This is a genomic window from Kitasatospora sp. NPDC101155 (genome assembly GCF_044768305.1).
In the GTDB taxonomy this organism is placed as follows: Bacteria; Actinomycetota; Actinomycetes; order Streptomycetales; family Streptomycetaceae; genus Kitasatospora.
The window spans coordinates 37630-50576 of the sequence record NZ_JBIWPN010000021.1 but is presented as its reverse complement, the minus strand read 5'-3'; the positions used below and the strand labels follow the sequence as shown (position 1 = coordinate 50576).

Here is a 12947-nt window from a genome sequence, read left to right as displayed (position 1 = left end):
CCCATGCCGGACCACCCCTGCACCTGGCTCGGCAACGCGCGCGGGACCGTGCTCGGTCATTCATGATTGCCTAGCAGACGACCGCGAGCCGCAGGAGTGTCGCCATCTCATGCGGCTCTGGTCATGCCGTACACAGAGGTGTCAATGGACGACCTCATCCCGAACGTCGGCAATTGGAGAGCGACGGATAACGCGGTTCGGCCCGCTTGTCGGCCGTCGCCGCGTGCGCGTTTCAGGCTTCGGTCGAGGGCGGTGAGCTTCTCCTTGGCCTTGGTCAGGCCGGCCCGGAGGCCTTGGACTTCGCCGAGCCAGCCGTTCATGCGGGCCTCGACGATGCGACCGTTGAGGTTGTGGATGATCTCGACGAGCCGTGCCCGCCGGCGTGGTGAGACCTGCAGCATCGGACATCTGACACCCCACTGGCGGTTCGGGGCCAAACCTTCCCGGAGGTACGGCCGCTCCGCGTCCGCCCGACCCCTGTTCGTCGGAATGCGTGCTAATAATCCGATAACATGCTTCGTCAGTTTTCGATCATTACGGACCGGCCCGGCAACCGGTCGGTCCGGATCTGACGGGGGGGGACGAAGGATGGCAGATCCTGACGCGGGCTTGGAGTTCAAGGTCAAGCCGGCCGAACTGGACGGCTGCGGACAGAGCGCACAACACATAGGCGGCCTCATACCGGGCGAGACGGCGAAGCTCACCGACCCGTGCAGCCAGGCCGCCGGAGGCCTCAAGGGCTGGCTCACCGCCACCGCCATCACGAACTGCGGCACGAACTGGAAGACGCTGCTGGACAAGCTCGGCACCGACATGGGCGACGTCGGCACCAAGCTCGGTACGACGGCCACCTACTACCGAACGGCCGAACAGAACGCCCACAACAGCATGCGCAACCCGAGCGCGCCCGTCACGAACGGGCAGGAGCCGGACCCCTTCGACACCACCTTCGTCCCCGGCCCCGTGAAGCCGAGCAGCGCGAAGGCGGCCGAGTAACCGATGGACATCAAGACCCTTCACGACGCCGACATCATCGGCATCACCACGGCGAAGAACGCCTTCGACACCCTGGCCACCGCCTTCGGTCAGCACGTCGAGAACTGGCAGAGCGAGGTCGTCAACCGGCTGCACAACTCGCAGTGGACCGGGACCGCCGCTGACCACGCCAACACCCGGATGCAGAACCTGGAGAACGAACTCAAGGCCGCCCAGCAGGAGATCGGCCTGGTCAGCCGCGCCCTGCAGGACGCCTACGACGGCTTCGCCGCCGCTCAGGCGCACCTGATCAGCGCCCTCGACGACGCCAAGACCGCGGGGCTCACCGTGGCCCCCGACGGCGGGATCACCTGGGACAACGATCCCAAATCACCCACCTTCGCCGGGCACGGCGCCCCGGAGCACGCCAAGCAGATCCAGGACCGGATCACCGCCGCCCTCAACGAGGCCGACCACGCCGACCAGACCATCAACGCCCGGCTCGGTCACCTCGCCACCAACGCCAGCAACGGCACCGGGCTCGACTCCGCCACCGCGAAGGCCGACACGGACGCCGCGAACGCGCTCCAGCAGATCCCCGCCGCCGGCACCGACCCGAACAGCGTCAAGGGCTGGTGGAACGGCCTGACCGACGAGCAGCAGCAGCGGATGATCCTCAACCACCCCGACCAGATCGGCAACCTCGACGGCATCCCCGCCGCCGTCCGCGACAAGGCCAACCAGACCAACCTGAAGAACCTGATCCAGGACCGCAACAATCAACTCAAGAACCTCGGCCCCGCGCCGAAGCAGTACCTGGACCCCGCCGAGACCAACGGCGGGCCCGTCGAGAACCCCGACTACACGGAGTGGAAGCGCAAGCGCGACACCCTGAAGGAGCAGCTCGCGGGCTTCCAGTCCATTCAGGACCGGCTCGACGGCAAAGTGGACAATGGTCTTGGCGGGCCAGGCTCCAACCCGCCGCTGTTGCTGCTAGGGATCGGTGATCAGGGGCAGGGCCGCGCGATCATCTCCTGGGGTGACCCGGACAAGGCCAAGAACGTCTCGTCGCTGGTGCCTGGGCTGAACAGCACCATGGCCGGCGTCGGAGGCGGCGACGCCATGACGGCGAAGCGCGTCTACGATTCCGCGGTGAGTAGTGCGCAGATCAACCACGACACGCCGAGCGTCGCGTCCGTGTTCTGGCTGGGGTACGACGCCCCGCAGCTGGAGGGCTCCGGCCCCTCGGTGCTCATGCAGGACCGGGCGGAGGAGGGCGGGGCCGCGTACAACAAGTTCCTCAACGGACTCCGGGCAACCCACGAGGGGGAGCCGGCGCACATGACCGCGCAGGGGCACAGCTACGGCTCCCTGGTGGTCGGGAAGGCGACCCAGCAGCCTGGTGGCCTGCCCGTCGACGACATCGTCCTGGTCGGCAGCCCGGGTGTCGGGGTGGACAAGGCATCGCAGCTCGGGATCGGTGCGGATCACGTGTACGTCGGCACGGCCAAGTACGACCCCATCGCGATGGCGCCGGCCCCCGGGATGTTCGTTCCCGGGTGGGCTGCGGTCGAGGCGATCACGAATCCCGACGGGTTGTGGCACGGCACGGACCCGGCAAGCCAGGGCTTCGGTGCTCAGCGCTTCTCGGTGGCTGACGGGTCAGTGGGCGACTCCCACGACAACTACTTCGGGAAGGACGACAAGGGCGGCGACTCGCTCCCCAACATCGGGAAGATCGTGAGCGGCCACGGGAACACGATCACCCGGGAGGACCCGAGGTGAGGGCCAAGGTATGGCGGATGGCCGTGCCAGGGGTACTGCTGGCGCTCCTGGTCGGCTGGTACGCCTGGCCGGAGCCCGAGAAACCCATCGTGCCGGTCGACCAGGCACAGCACCGGATCGAGGCCGAACTCGCCGATGTCGCGGGGGCCTTCCACCCGGGGCTCCAGTGGGCCGACGCGAGGTACTACAGCGACCCGGACTTGACGGGGTTCTGCGGTACGTCCGGGTGCAAGAAGACGGGTCGGGCGATGATGATCGCCCAGCAGGCGGCCCGAGTCCGGATCAGCTCACAGCGGTTCAACGAGCCGCTGGAGATCGTCCAGGCGCTCTGGGCCGCAAAGGGGTACCCGGTTCGCCGTGAAGGGTGGTCCGTGGAGGTGAAGGACCCGGGATTCACCCTCTGGTTCGTCGTGGGTGTGAACGGTTGCGCCGAGATGCGAGCCACCATGACCGATGTCACCGACACCACCGATGACAAGTTGGAGGGCGGGTTCGGCCAAGGACCGCTGAACTACGCCGCCCAGTGCGCGACGTTCGACGACTCCTACTGGTCGCACTGACACCGCCAAGCCCGTCCGGCCCGGCTCCTCGGGCCGGACGGGCTTGGCGCGGATACCAGTCCGCGAAGTCCTCGTCACACCACACCCGCTGATTACGCTTGCGCACCGGGAAGCGCCAAGATCACCGACAGGGTCAGGGCTCAGTGCTCCTTGAGGCTCTGCGCGCCGCGGTAGCCGGCGGGCACGCCCTCGATCAGGATGATGTCGGCGGCCATGTGCCGGGTGCGCAGCGGCAGGATCTCCCGGTAGGCGGGCGAGTCCCACCAGGTGCGGGCCCGCTCGACGTCGGGGAACTCGATCACGATCGTGCCACCCGAACCCCAGCGGCCTTCCACCGTCTCGTACGCGCCGCCGTGGACGATGAAGCGGCCGTCGAAGGGGTCGAGGGTGGCGTCGATGCGCTCCAGGTACTCGACGATGTCGGGGCCGAACTCCACCGAGTGGACCTGAGCGATCGCGTAGGCGGTCATGGCTGCTCCTGCGGGTTCGTCGTGGGCGTTTCCGTCTGACGCCTCCGACAGTAGGGCGCAGGGGGCAGGGGCCGAATCAGTCACGCATAAGCAGGGGGTACCGGCATGCTGCCTGCCCCTGGCACAGCAGGCAGGTGCCCCGCACGGCCACAGCCCGCGCGGGGCACCCCTGTTGCTTCAGCTGGCCGGGAACTCCCCGCCCTTGACCCCGGCGAGGAACGAGGACCACGCATCGGCCGCGAACAGCAGGGCCGGCCCGTCCGGGTCCTTCGAGTCCCGCACCGGCACAACACCGGTCACACCACTGGCCATCTCCACACATTCGCTCTGTGCACCAGAGAACGAGGACTTTCGCCACTCGACCCCTTCAGCGCCATACGGCGAGAACTCGCTCACAATCCCTAGGCCTTCTCACTCGCGATGCGCTCGATGAGCGCGATCGATTCATTGCGGGGAAGCGACTCCGCCAGCGCACGGCGGAACAGATGGGTGTACTTGAAGACTTCGTCCGGCTCCTCAAGGTACAGAGTGCTGAGGAGGCTGTCGACGTACACCACATCCGTCTCAGCGGTCTCCGGAAAGCCGAGGATGGTGACCGGCCCGAAGAGCGCCGCGTGAACCTCCGATGCCGCAGGCAGAATCTGGACGTTGATGTTAGGGCGCTCAGCAGAGGCCGCCAGGGAGAGGAGTTGCTCACGCATGACCGCCGGACCGCCGACCTGATGCCTCAGCGCAGACTCCGAGATCACGGCCCACACCCGCAACGGCAGATCCCTCGCAAGGACTGAGCGACGCTCCTGGCGAACTTTCGTCAGAGTCTCGATCTGGCCGGGCGTCGCATCCTCTATCTGCACCCTCACAACCGCCCTGGTGTAGTCCTCGGTCTGCAAGATCCCTGGCACCAGGAAAGTTTGGATGCTGTACATGTCCGACGCATCGGACTCCAGCGCAATGTAGTCGGCATAGTGCGGCGACAGAGTGTCCGAGTAGCGGTCCCACCACCCACGAAGACGACCCTCGCGCGACAGGACCTCCAAACGGCCCCTGGCCTCCGGATCCGTCACGCCGTACAGGTCGAGCAACAGCCTGAGGTCCACCAGCCGAATGCCGGACTGGGCGGCCTCAATACGGCTGATCTTGCTCTCGGCGCATGCCAGATGCCGCGCCGACTGGGCCATCGTCTGGTTCGCCCCGGTCCGCAGTTCCTTGAGCGTTCGAGCCAGCCGGCGCTGACGCACTGTCGGATTCCTGTTCGTGGCCACAGCCGCGACCTCCCCTCTTCCGTGATCTGCCAGTCTGCCCCCACCCCACCTTCGACAACAATCTTGCCCGGCTTCCAAAGTGAAGACTTGCAACATAGAAGCTTCCAGGAGCATGCTACTCACCGTAGTTCGCCACTCAACTCAAAGTGACCATGGCGGGCTCATCGCCCCGGGCATTCCCATGCCTTCCTCGGCCGTCTTCACCCCGCACACTCCGGAGGTGGCTCCGCCATGCCTGAAACCGACTCGCCCTCCCCCGGCCCCGCCGAGAAGGCCTGCCGACTGCCCCGGCGCCCGACCTCCCCCGGTGTCGCCCGTCAGCGGCTCCGCGACTTCCTCGCCCCCTTCCCGGTCGGCGAACTCCTCCTCCCGACCGGCGAGTTGCTCGTCAGCGAGCTGGTCACCAACGCCGTCCAGCACGCCCGGGTCCCGCGCGACCGCCTGATCCACGTCCACTTCCGCCTCACCCCGGACGACACCCTCCGCATCGAGGTGCACGACGCCGACAGCGAGAAGCCCGCGCTCCGCGAGGCCCCCGCCTCCGCCGAGACCGGCCGGGGCCTGCTCCTCGTCCACGAGTTGGCCCAGAGCTGGGGCTGCTCCCCGCGCGAGGGCGGCATCGGCAAGTTCGTCCGGTGCCACGTCACCCCCGAGGAGGCCGCCGCGTGACCGCCGCCGTCCGGGCCGGAATCACCGGCATCATGACGCCCGCCCTCTTCCCCGGCCTCGACCACGCCCTGCCCGTCCTCTGGGAGCGCGTCCGCGAACTCCCCGTCCGGGAGGCCCACCGGGACTTCATCCGAATCTGCATCGGTCCCGGCGGCGGCCAGGGCGTCGCCCGCTGCCTCGCCCGGGGCGGCAGCTGGAGCACCACCCTCTACGTCGGCGACACGACCGACTGGACCGCCCACCCGATCACCATCAGCACCCACCAGCCCTGAACTCCTCCGTCCCCGCCCGGCGTTCACGCCGGGCGGGGACGTAAAGCCCAGTCCGCAGCTACTCGGCCCGCCAGTGGACGAAGCGGGGCGGTTGCTCGCCCCGCGTGACGACGGCGCCGATGGGGGCTCGGGCTGATCCCGCCGGAGACCACTCCGTGGAGGAACTCGACCATGCCCATGTCGAAGAGCAGGGGCGCGCCGCCGTTCCTGCCGAGGACCAGGACCGGCCACGCGTCGGGGTCGTCCCCGGCCGTCAGCCAGCCGAGGGTGTCGGCGGTGCAGGAGCCTCCCCAGGCGATGATCTGCTCGGCGGAACGCACCTCTTCGGTGGGCTCGCCGTCCTCCTCGAAGAGCCGGCGCGCCTCCTCCGTCATGCCGTGCATGCCGGGCGTCGGGGCGTCCGGCGGCAGCAGCTCGTCGGGGGCGAACACGGCGAGGGAGCGGTCGATCTCCCCCTGCCCGTACCGGGCGATGAACTCGGTGTAGTCGCGCGGGAACCGGAAGCCCCACACCGACTCGACCGCCGCCCAGTCACCGGATTCCCCGGCCCCCTTCGTGCGGGGGCATGAGCTCCAGGAGCCCGTCGATATCGAATGCACCTGTCACCGTGCGAGGCTACTCCACCCGGTTCCAGTCGCCGTGGGAGATCCACGGCAGCTCGTCGCAGCTGCGCGACGCCACCTCGTCCGCGTAGGCATAGGTGCCGTCGACGACGACGAGGAGGAAGGCCGCGAAGCCGCCGTCGAAGCGGTCCCACTCCTGCAGGCTCCGGCGGAACGCGACCGCCGGCCAGGCACCGGGACCGGCCAGACCATCGATGTCTCCGGCGGCACCTACCTCGGCCCCCTCACGGGCAGGTGATCCGCCGCCCGGGCAGGTACCGGGGCGTTGCCGTCGGACCGGGCGCAGCGGAACTTCGGATCCGCTCGTCTAGGCTCGGTCGGTGCCGGAGGTCTCCGATGGGAAGGCGGGCTGCGCATGCTGGGGTTCGACGGGAGCGGGTTCCTGCGGGACGGGGTGCCGCACCGGGTGGTGGCCGGGGCGGTGCACTACTTCCGGGTGCATCCCGATCTGTGGGAGGACCGGCTGCGGCGGGTGCGGGCGCTGGGGGTGAACACGGTGGACACGTACGTGCCGTGGAACTTCCACGAACTGCGGGCCGGCCAGGTGGACTTCACCGGGTGGCGCGATGTGGGGCGGTTCGTGCGCCTGGCCGGGGCGTTGGGGCTGGACGTGATCCTGCGCCCGGGCCCGTACATCTGCGCGGAGTGGGAGTTCGGCGGGCTGCCGGCCCGCCTGCTGGCGGTGGAGGGGCTGCGGCTGCGGTGCGCGGACCCGGCGTACCTGGCCGAGGTGGACGGCTGGTTCGACGCGCTGGCGCCCGAGCTGCTGCCGCTGCTGGCGAGCCGGGGCGGACCGGTGGTGGCGGTGCAGGTGGAGAACGAGTACGGCAGCTACGGCGACGACGCCGCCTACCTGCGCCACCTGCGCGACGGCCTGGTGGCGCGCGGGGTGGACTGCCTGCTGTTCACCGCCGACGGCGCCCACGACACCGTGCAGCAGGGCGGCGCGATCCCCGGGCACCTGGCCACCGTGACCTTCGGCTCGCGCGCCCCCGAGCGCCTCGCGCTGCTGCGCCGCCACCAGGCGGAGGGGCCGCTGGCGGCGATGGAGTTCTGGATCGGCTGGTTCGACCAGTGGGGCCGCCCGCACCACGTCCGCGACCCGAAGGAGACCGCCGCCGCACTGGACGAACTGCTGGCCACCGGCGCGTCCGTGAACCTCTACATGGCGCACGGCGGCACCAGCTTCGGCCTGTGGTCCGGCGCCAACCACTCCGGCGCCCACCCGTACGACGCCGGCTACGAGCCGACCGTCACCAGCTACGACTACGACGCGCCGATCGGCGAGGCGGGCGAGCTGACCGAGAAGTTCCACGCCCTGCGCGAGGTCATCGGCCGCTACCTGGACCTGCCGGACGAAGGCGAACTGCCGCCCGAGCCGGCGCGGGTGGCCCCGCAGCGGCTGGCGCCCGCCGAGGGGCGGGCCGCGCTGTCGGCGAACCTGGACGCGCTGTCGCGGCCGGTGGAGCGGGCGGCGCCGCTGCCGATGGAGGCCGTCGGACAGGACCGCGGCCTGATCCACTACCGCACCCGCGTACCCGGCCCGCGCCCCGAACTTCCGCTGCGCATCGACGGATTGGCCGACCGGGCGCAGGTGTTCGCCGACGGACGCCCGCTCGGGACGCTGGACCGCAACTCCCCCGGCACGGTGGTGCCGCTGGCCGTCGGGGAGGGCGGGGCGCAGCTGGACATCCTGGTCGAGGCGCTGGGGCGGGTGAACTACGGCCCGCAGATGGACGACCGCAAGGGCATCACGCGCGGCGTCTCGCACGGACACCAGCGGCTGTTCGGCTGGCAGATCCGGCCGCTGCCGCTGACCGACCTGTCCGCGCTGCGCTTCTCGGACGAGGCGGACGGCGTCGAGGCGGCTGACGGGGAGCCGGTGTTCCACCGCTTCACGGCCCGGCTGGACTCCCCCGCCGACGCGTTCCTCGCCCTGCCCGGCTGGGGGCGCGGGCTGCTGTGGGTCAACGGCTTCCTGCTCGGCCGCTACCGGACGGAGGGGCCGCAGCGCACCCTCTACGCCCCCGCGCCGCTGTGGCGCGCCGGGGACAACGAGGTGGTCGTGCTGGAACTCGAACTCCACGGCGAGGCGGTGGAGTTGCGCGACCAGCCGGACCTGGGGCCGACCACGGACGCGCCCAGCGCCCAGTACTGACCGGTCAGTCCCACCAGAAGTACCAGTGGTGGGAGCCGATCAGCTGCTCGGCGTAGGCGGTGAGGGTGCCGGCGCCCTGGTGGATCTGGTCGGGGCAGAAGGCGGCGTGCTCGGCGGCCAGCGGGAGCGCCTCGGCGAGCGTCGCGGGCGGTGCGGCCACGCTCAACTGCAGGGTGTCGAAGCCGACTTCGACGACCTGGGCGCCGAAGCGGCGTTCCCAGTCGGCGAGCACGGCGGCGATCTTCGCGGTGTCGTTGTCGTGGTTGAGCGGGCCGCTCCACCCGCACGCCACCAGCGCCTCGGCCCCGCTGGCGGCCCGCACCAGGCCGAGCCGGACGTTGCGCCCCGGTTGCAGCGCCCCGGCCAGTCCCCGGGCCTCGGTGTCGGCGGCCCCTTCGGGGACGGTGGCGGCGGGCGCCAGGCCGGGCCAGGCGGCGCCGTAGGGGGCGAGGGCCTCGAACTCCTCTTCCATGTCCTCGGGTTCGAGGTCCTCGCCGGGTTCCCACCACTCGCGCAGCACGGCCGACGGGTCGTGGGCGGCGGGGTCGGAGGCGCGGCCCGGGTCCAGCTCGCCGGACAGCCAGGGCCGGAAGTCCGGGTCCGCGTCGTTCAGCGGGCTGAGCAGCAGCGGCCACAGTCCGCTCTGCGCGTGGGCGCGGTGCAGCTGTGCCCACAGGCCGGCGGGGGCGGGTGCGTCGCTGATCCACAGCGGGAGCGGCCGTCCGTCGGCGACGACGGGGCGGCCGGGCGGCAGCGGTACGGGCGGGGCGACATCGAAAGGCCAGGTCATGCGCCCACCGTAGGGGTGGGGACCGACAACGGGGCCGCCGGTCAGGTCGCGCGCCGGCCGCCCCCGTCACCCCCCACCCGGCCCGTACCGTCGGCCACGACTCGCCGCCGCTGCACCCGCGGCGCAGCGAGGAGAACGGCATGTTCGACCGGTTCGCCGAGCACATCGAGGAACTGATCCCGGGGAAGCGACATCCGCACCGGCCCGGCCCACGCATGGGAAGTCGGCCCCGCCGATTTCCCGCTCCCCCGCTCATCCGGGAGGGCGCCGCGGTGAGTGTCGGCGCCCCGATACCCCGCGGCTCACCGGCTCGGCCGTGATCACGGCCGAGCCTCCGTTCGGGCCCAGGTCCGGGCCCCGGATGGGTGGCGGGGATGGCGGGGCCGGGCGCGGTATTTGACAGTGGAGTAGCAGGCGGTCCGCCTGTGGCGGTGTGACCGGCGTTTTCCCGAGTGCGGTTGTCGTGCCGGGGCCTGGTGCCCGCCTCCCGATGTGCTTCGTAGAAGAGTGGAAGGGTTTGGCGATGAGAGGGTGTTCACTCCGCGCTCTGCGGGTAGGTGTGGTTTCCGCTGCGTTGGGCGGGGTTCTGGTTTCCGCTGTACCGGCCGTCGCCGTCCCGACCGGGCGTATAGCCGTTGACACAGCAGCGCGGGCAGAGGCACTGTCCGCCCCCGGACACGATGTCGCCGCAGCCCCGGCAGGTGACACGGGCGGCAGCGCGAGCAACGCCAGTGGCGCCCCGAGCGCCGCTGCCGTCGTCCGCGCCGCCGAGGACGCCTACTATTCCGTTTCCCGTGCCGCGGACATCGCCCACTGGGCGGCCGTCGACAGGGCCTACTCGTGGGACTACGGCTACTACTTCGGCAACTTCGGCGACGGCTACTATGCCGACGACGTCTACTTCGCCGTTGCCCGTGCCGAGAGGGTCGCCCACCGTGCGGCCGTCGTAGCAGCAGCCCACGCCGGGTCCACGGGTTACGCCTGCGCTCCCGGAAAGTCCGTTTGCTGATCTTCCGCTAGGCCGAAGGAACGGCGGTGGGGAGCCTGGTCGGGTGGAGCCGGCCAATCGCGCCCCGCACGCCTACCTGCGCCGGGGCGGACGACCAGCGAAAGTCGCGTGACCCCGCCGATGGCACCGGCGACACTGACGCCATGACCGGTTCCGCACTGCCTCAACTGCTTCGACCGCATGCTCTGAGGCCCAAAGATCTCGTTGTCATCGCCTCGTTGTCCGGTCCGCTGCCGGCCGCCTACGAGTCCAACGTCGAGCAGACGGTGGTGGTGCTCGAGCGGATGGGATTCCGCGTGCGCCGGGCTCCGCTACTCGAAGCAGGACGCCGCCATTGGTGGAGCGCGGCCACGCCGGTGGAGATCGCCGGGGAGCTCAATGGTCTTCTGCGTGATCCTGAGGTGCGCGCAATCGTCGCGAGTGACGGCGGCCAGACGGCGCTCGGCTACCTCGACCTGATCGACGTCGAGGCGATCAGGGCCGACCCCAAGCCGATCCTCGGCTACAGCGACATCTCGCTGCTGCATCTGGTGCTCCATGCGCGCACGGGTCTGGTCGGGTTCCATGCCGACATGGCCGTCCCCGGCTTCGGCGGACACTGGCAGTCCGCGCCCGTGGCGCGCCGAGCGGAGCTCGAGAAGCTCTACGCCAGGTTGCTGACCGGTACCGAGGCGATCGGCGCGCTGCCTGCGAGCCCGTCGTGGGAGTGCTGGCGGCCTGGTCGTGTCGAAGGTCGGCTGATCGGCGGGGTGATCAATCGCATCGTGCTGGCGCAGGCGACGCGTTTCGCGCTGCCGCTCGAATGGTTCGACGGTGCGGTGCTGTTCTGGGAGGAGATGGGCGGCCTGGCGTCGTACGTGTGGAGCTATCTGCAGGTGATGCGGCACTGCGGCATCCTCGATCGGATCTCCGGCATGGTCGTGGGCGTTCCGCGCGAGATCAGTGGTCTCGAGCCCGGCGCGTCCCCGACCCTGGCCGAGATCGTCCTCGACGTCCTCGGCGACCGTGACATCCCGGTCCTGGGCAACGTCGAGTTCGGGCATGCCGGCCCGAATCTGCCGATGCCGGTCGGCATCCGCGTCGGCCTCGATGCGCAGCAGCGGACGTTGTCGCTACTCGAACCGGCGGTAGGGCCGCACGCGATGACGGGACCGGTCAGCTGAGCACCGCGGATCAGTGGGCTGACGGCCCCGGCAGCACCCCTGGGGCCAACTCACGCTATGGTGACCGCCGCTCCGAGTCGCTTGTCCAACCTGTAGGAGGGCCCTCGCCGTGAGGAGACGTTCCTGAAGCGCAAGGTCGCTCTGCTCGCCGTCTCGCTCGTGCCACTGCTCGCCGCGTGCGGCCATGGGACGCCAGCCGCGGCGGACACCTGCGGACAACACGTCGTCGGGCGGACCGACCCGAACAGGTTGGCCGTCTACCGCGTACCCGTGAACAAGGACTCCGTCCAGGTCGACTACCGTGGCGCCCGGAACGGAGATCCCGTCAGCGCGTACCTGACGACGACGAACGGGACCGTCGTCGGCCGCGCCTCCAAGCCTGCCCGGGGCGGCAGGGCGACTGTCGATGTGTTGTGCTCGGGGGTCACCTGGGCCCAGGTGACCGACCCGCGCGACTTCGACTATCAGGCCGTCGTAGTGATCACTCAGTCCGGCCATCCGAACATCGTCTCGTCCGAGCCGCTGTTCGTCTCCGGATCGGTCCCCACTGTACCGAGGACGCAGCCGTGACACCGGGGAGTTCGACGTCCGCCGACACCGGCACCCGGCCCCGCCGCCCGGCGGTCCTTCGTCACCACCGGACGCCGAGCCCGATCCCGCTCCCGTTACCGAGACCATCAACAAGTCTCAGCAATCCGGGCGTTTCTGCCCGGAAGGTCCGTTCGTGACCTTTCGGACACAACTACGGTTCACGCTTCACGGCCGACCGCCTGGCTCGCGCCTGGTCTTACACCGGCTCCACGTGCGTTTTCCGTCTCCGAGCCACTCCCGGCGACGGCGGACCGAATCCGCGTGAAAGGCGTGTTTCACCTGCCGCCGCAGGGAATGAACGCCCGGTCGGCTTGGCTTGCGCTGACCGGGCAAAGCCCAACCTACCAACAAATGCTGACAGTTGCCTAAATTCGCTGAGAGATCAGGCAACAGTTGGTAACCCTCTCGGCTGCAGATCCAGTAGCCGTTGCCGGCCCGGTGCCTGTGGCGCTCGCCGGTCGGGCGGGTCACCACCACCTCGCCCTTCTCGTAGGAGAGCCGGTCGCCGGCCGGGACGAACACCGGCTCGTCCGGTCCGACGTGGAAGTCGGAGTGGAGCAGGAACTCGCTGAGCAGCAGCGTCCGTGGCACGGGGGCACCCCCTTCCGCACCGGCGGGCG

General features: G+C 70.0%; 16 protein-coding genes. 9 read left to right on the top strand and 7 right to left on the bottom strand.

Features of this window, described 5'->3' with window-relative positions:
- Window positions 1-107: 107 nt before the first annotated feature.
- A complete protein-coding gene (locus ACIRYZ_RS27585) occupies window positions 108-401 on the bottom strand; it encodes a hypothetical protein (RefSeq protein ID WP_402948997.1) in 294 nt (97 codons plus the stop codon).
- Window positions 402-588: 187 nt separating this feature from the next.
- Between ACIRYZ_RS27585 and ACIRYZ_RS27580 the strand changes: the two genes are divergently transcribed.
- Genes ACIRYZ_RS27580 through ACIRYZ_RS27570 form a run of 3 tightly spaced genes read left to right on the top strand, consistent with a single transcriptional unit; the run spans window position 589 to window position 3320 of the window.
- A complete protein-coding gene (locus tag ACIRYZ_RS27580; RefSeq protein WP_402948994.1) occupies window positions 589-996 on the top strand; it encodes a hypothetical protein in 408 nt (135 codons plus the stop codon).
- A gap of 3 nt (window positions 997-999) precedes the next feature.
- Entirely contained in the window at window positions 1000-2760 is a 1761-nt protein-coding gene (locus ACIRYZ_RS27575; RefSeq protein ID WP_402948992.1) for an alpha/beta hydrolase, read from the top strand.
- Window positions 2757-3320 carry a hypothetical protein gene (locus ACIRYZ_RS27570; protein WP_402948989.1) on the top strand — a complete coding sequence of 188 codons (564 nt, stop codon included), beginning with the start codon at window positions 2757-2759 and terminating at the stop codon, window positions 3318-3320. Before ACIRYZ_RS27575 ends, ACIRYZ_RS27570 begins: the two co-directional genes overlap by 4 nt.
- Before the next feature lie 140 nt (window positions 3321-3460).
- Here ACIRYZ_RS27570 and ACIRYZ_RS27565 read toward each other — a convergent pair whose 3' ends face one another.
- The 3 genes from ACIRYZ_RS27565 to ACIRYZ_RS27555 form a co-directional block, all read right to left on the bottom strand.
- Window positions 3461-3790, bottom strand: coding sequence for a DUF1330 domain-containing protein (locus ACIRYZ_RS27565; protein ID WP_402948986.1), 330 nt, complete (start codon window positions 3788-3790; stop codon window positions 3461-3463).
- 177 nt (window positions 3791-3967) lie between these two features.
- Window positions 3968-4186 (bottom strand): DUF397 domain-containing protein, encoded by a 219-nt coding sequence (locus ACIRYZ_RS27560; RefSeq protein WP_402948984.1) that lies wholly within the window; start codon window positions 4184-4186, stop codon window positions 3968-3970.
- A 5-nt stretch (window positions 4187-4191) separates the two neighbouring features.
- On the bottom strand, window positions 4192-5052 hold the full coding sequence (locus tag ACIRYZ_RS27555; RefSeq protein ID WP_402948981.1) for a DUF5753 domain-containing protein: 861 nt from the start codon (window positions 5050-5052) through the stop codon (window positions 4192-4194).
- A gap of 231 nt (window positions 5053-5283) precedes the next feature.
- Between ACIRYZ_RS27555 and ACIRYZ_RS27550 the strand changes: the two genes are divergently transcribed.
- Together ACIRYZ_RS27550 and ACIRYZ_RS27545 are read left to right on the top strand one after the other, a co-directional pair.
- Window positions 5284-5721: an ATP-binding protein gene (locus tag ACIRYZ_RS27550; RefSeq protein ID WP_402948979.1), complete on the top strand. Its 438-nt coding sequence runs from the start codon at window positions 5284-5286 to the stop codon at window positions 5719-5721.
- Window positions 5718-5993 (top strand): hypothetical protein, encoded by a 276-nt coding sequence (locus ACIRYZ_RS27545; RefSeq protein WP_402948977.1) that lies wholly within the window; start codon window positions 5718-5720, stop codon window positions 5991-5993. The genes ACIRYZ_RS27550 and ACIRYZ_RS27545 overlap by 4 nt, the downstream gene beginning before the upstream one ends.
- 23 nt (window positions 5994-6016) lie before the next feature.
- On the opposite strand, the gene ACIRYZ_RS27540 is transcribed toward ACIRYZ_RS27545, so the two are convergent.
- Window positions 6017-6505 (bottom strand): hypothetical protein, encoded by a 489-nt coding sequence (locus ACIRYZ_RS27540; protein WP_402948975.1) that lies wholly within the window; start codon window positions 6503-6505, stop codon window positions 6017-6019.
- Between the two features lie 466 nt (window positions 6506-6971).
- On the opposite strand from ACIRYZ_RS27540, the gene ACIRYZ_RS27535 reads away from it, so the two are divergent.
- Window positions 6972-8774, top strand: a complete 1803-nt coding sequence (locus ACIRYZ_RS27535; protein ID WP_402948972.1) for a beta-galactosidase family protein — start codon at window positions 6972-6974, stop codon at window positions 8772-8774.
- A gap of 4 nt (window positions 8775-8778) precedes the next feature.
- On the opposite strand, the gene ACIRYZ_RS27530 is transcribed toward ACIRYZ_RS27535, so the two are convergent.
- On the bottom strand, window positions 8779-9564 hold the full coding sequence (locus tag ACIRYZ_RS27530; protein ID WP_402948969.1) for a DUF4253 domain-containing protein: 786 nt from the start codon (window positions 9562-9564) through the stop codon (window positions 8779-8781).
- Window positions 9565-10054: 490 nt separating this feature from the next.
- Between ACIRYZ_RS27530 and ACIRYZ_RS27525 the strand changes: the two genes are divergently transcribed.
- The 3 genes from ACIRYZ_RS27525 (at window position 10055) to ACIRYZ_RS27515 (ending at window position 12306) form a co-directional block, all read left to right on the top strand.
- Window positions 10055-10573, top strand: coding sequence for a hypothetical protein (locus tag ACIRYZ_RS27525; protein ID WP_402948966.1), 519 nt, complete (start codon window positions 10055-10057; stop codon window positions 10571-10573).
- Window positions 10574-10716: 143 nt separating this feature from the next.
- The gene (locus ACIRYZ_RS27520) at window positions 10717-11736 is read left to right on the top strand and encodes an LD-carboxypeptidase (RefSeq protein ID WP_402948964.1); all 1020 of its coding nucleotides are present in this window, start codon (window positions 10717-10719) and stop codon (window positions 11734-11736) included.
- 270 nt (window positions 11737-12006) lie between these two features.
- Window positions 12007-12306 (top strand): hypothetical protein, encoded by a 300-nt coding sequence (locus ACIRYZ_RS27515; protein ID WP_402948962.1) that lies wholly within the window; start codon window positions 12007-12009, stop codon window positions 12304-12306.
- A gap of 186 nt (window positions 12307-12492) precedes the next feature.
- On the opposite strand, the gene ACIRYZ_RS27510 is transcribed toward ACIRYZ_RS27515, so the two are convergent.
- The gene (locus ACIRYZ_RS27510; RefSeq protein ID WP_402948960.1) at window positions 12493-12918 is read right to left on the bottom strand and encodes a hypothetical protein; all 426 of its coding nucleotides are present in this window, start codon (window positions 12916-12918) and stop codon (window positions 12493-12495) included.
- Between the last annotated feature and the right edge of the window lie 29 nt (window positions 12919-12947).

Excerpts from the sequence above, each read along its gene's own strand:
- ACIRYZ_RS27585 (WP_402948997.1), bottom strand. The coding sequence starts at position 401 with ATGCTGCAGGTCTCACCACGCCGGCGGGCACGGCTCGTCGAGATCATC.
- ACIRYZ_RS27580 (WP_402948994.1), top strand. The coding sequence starts at position 589 with ATGGCAGATCCTGACGCGGGCTTGGAGTTCAAGGTCAAGCCGGCCGAA.
- ACIRYZ_RS27575 (WP_402948992.1), top strand. The coding sequence starts at position 1,000 with ATGGACATCAAGACCCTTCACGACGCCGACATCATCGGCATCACCACG.
- ACIRYZ_RS27565 (WP_402948986.1), bottom strand. The coding sequence starts at position 3,790 with ATGACCGCCTACGCGATCGCTCAGGTCCACTCGGTGGAGTTCGGCCCC.
- ACIRYZ_RS27550 (WP_402948979.1), top strand. The coding sequence starts at position 5,284 with ATGCCTGAAACCGACTCGCCCTCCCCCGGCCCCGCCGAGAAGGCCTGC.
- ACIRYZ_RS27535 (WP_402948972.1), top strand. The coding sequence starts at position 6,972 with ATGCTGGGGTTCGACGGGAGCGGGTTCCTGCGGGACGGGGTGCCGCAC.
- ACIRYZ_RS27530 (WP_402948969.1), bottom strand. The coding sequence starts at position 9,564 with ATGACCTGGCCTTTCGATGTCGCCCCGCCCGTACCGCTGCCGCCCGGC.
- ACIRYZ_RS27525 (WP_402948966.1), top strand. The coding sequence starts at position 10,055 with ATGTGCTTCGTAGAAGAGTGGAAGGGTTTGGCGATGAGAGGGTGTTCA.
- ACIRYZ_RS27520 (WP_402948964.1), top strand. The coding sequence starts at position 10,717 with ATGACCGGTTCCGCACTGCCTCAACTGCTTCGACCGCATGCTCTGAGG.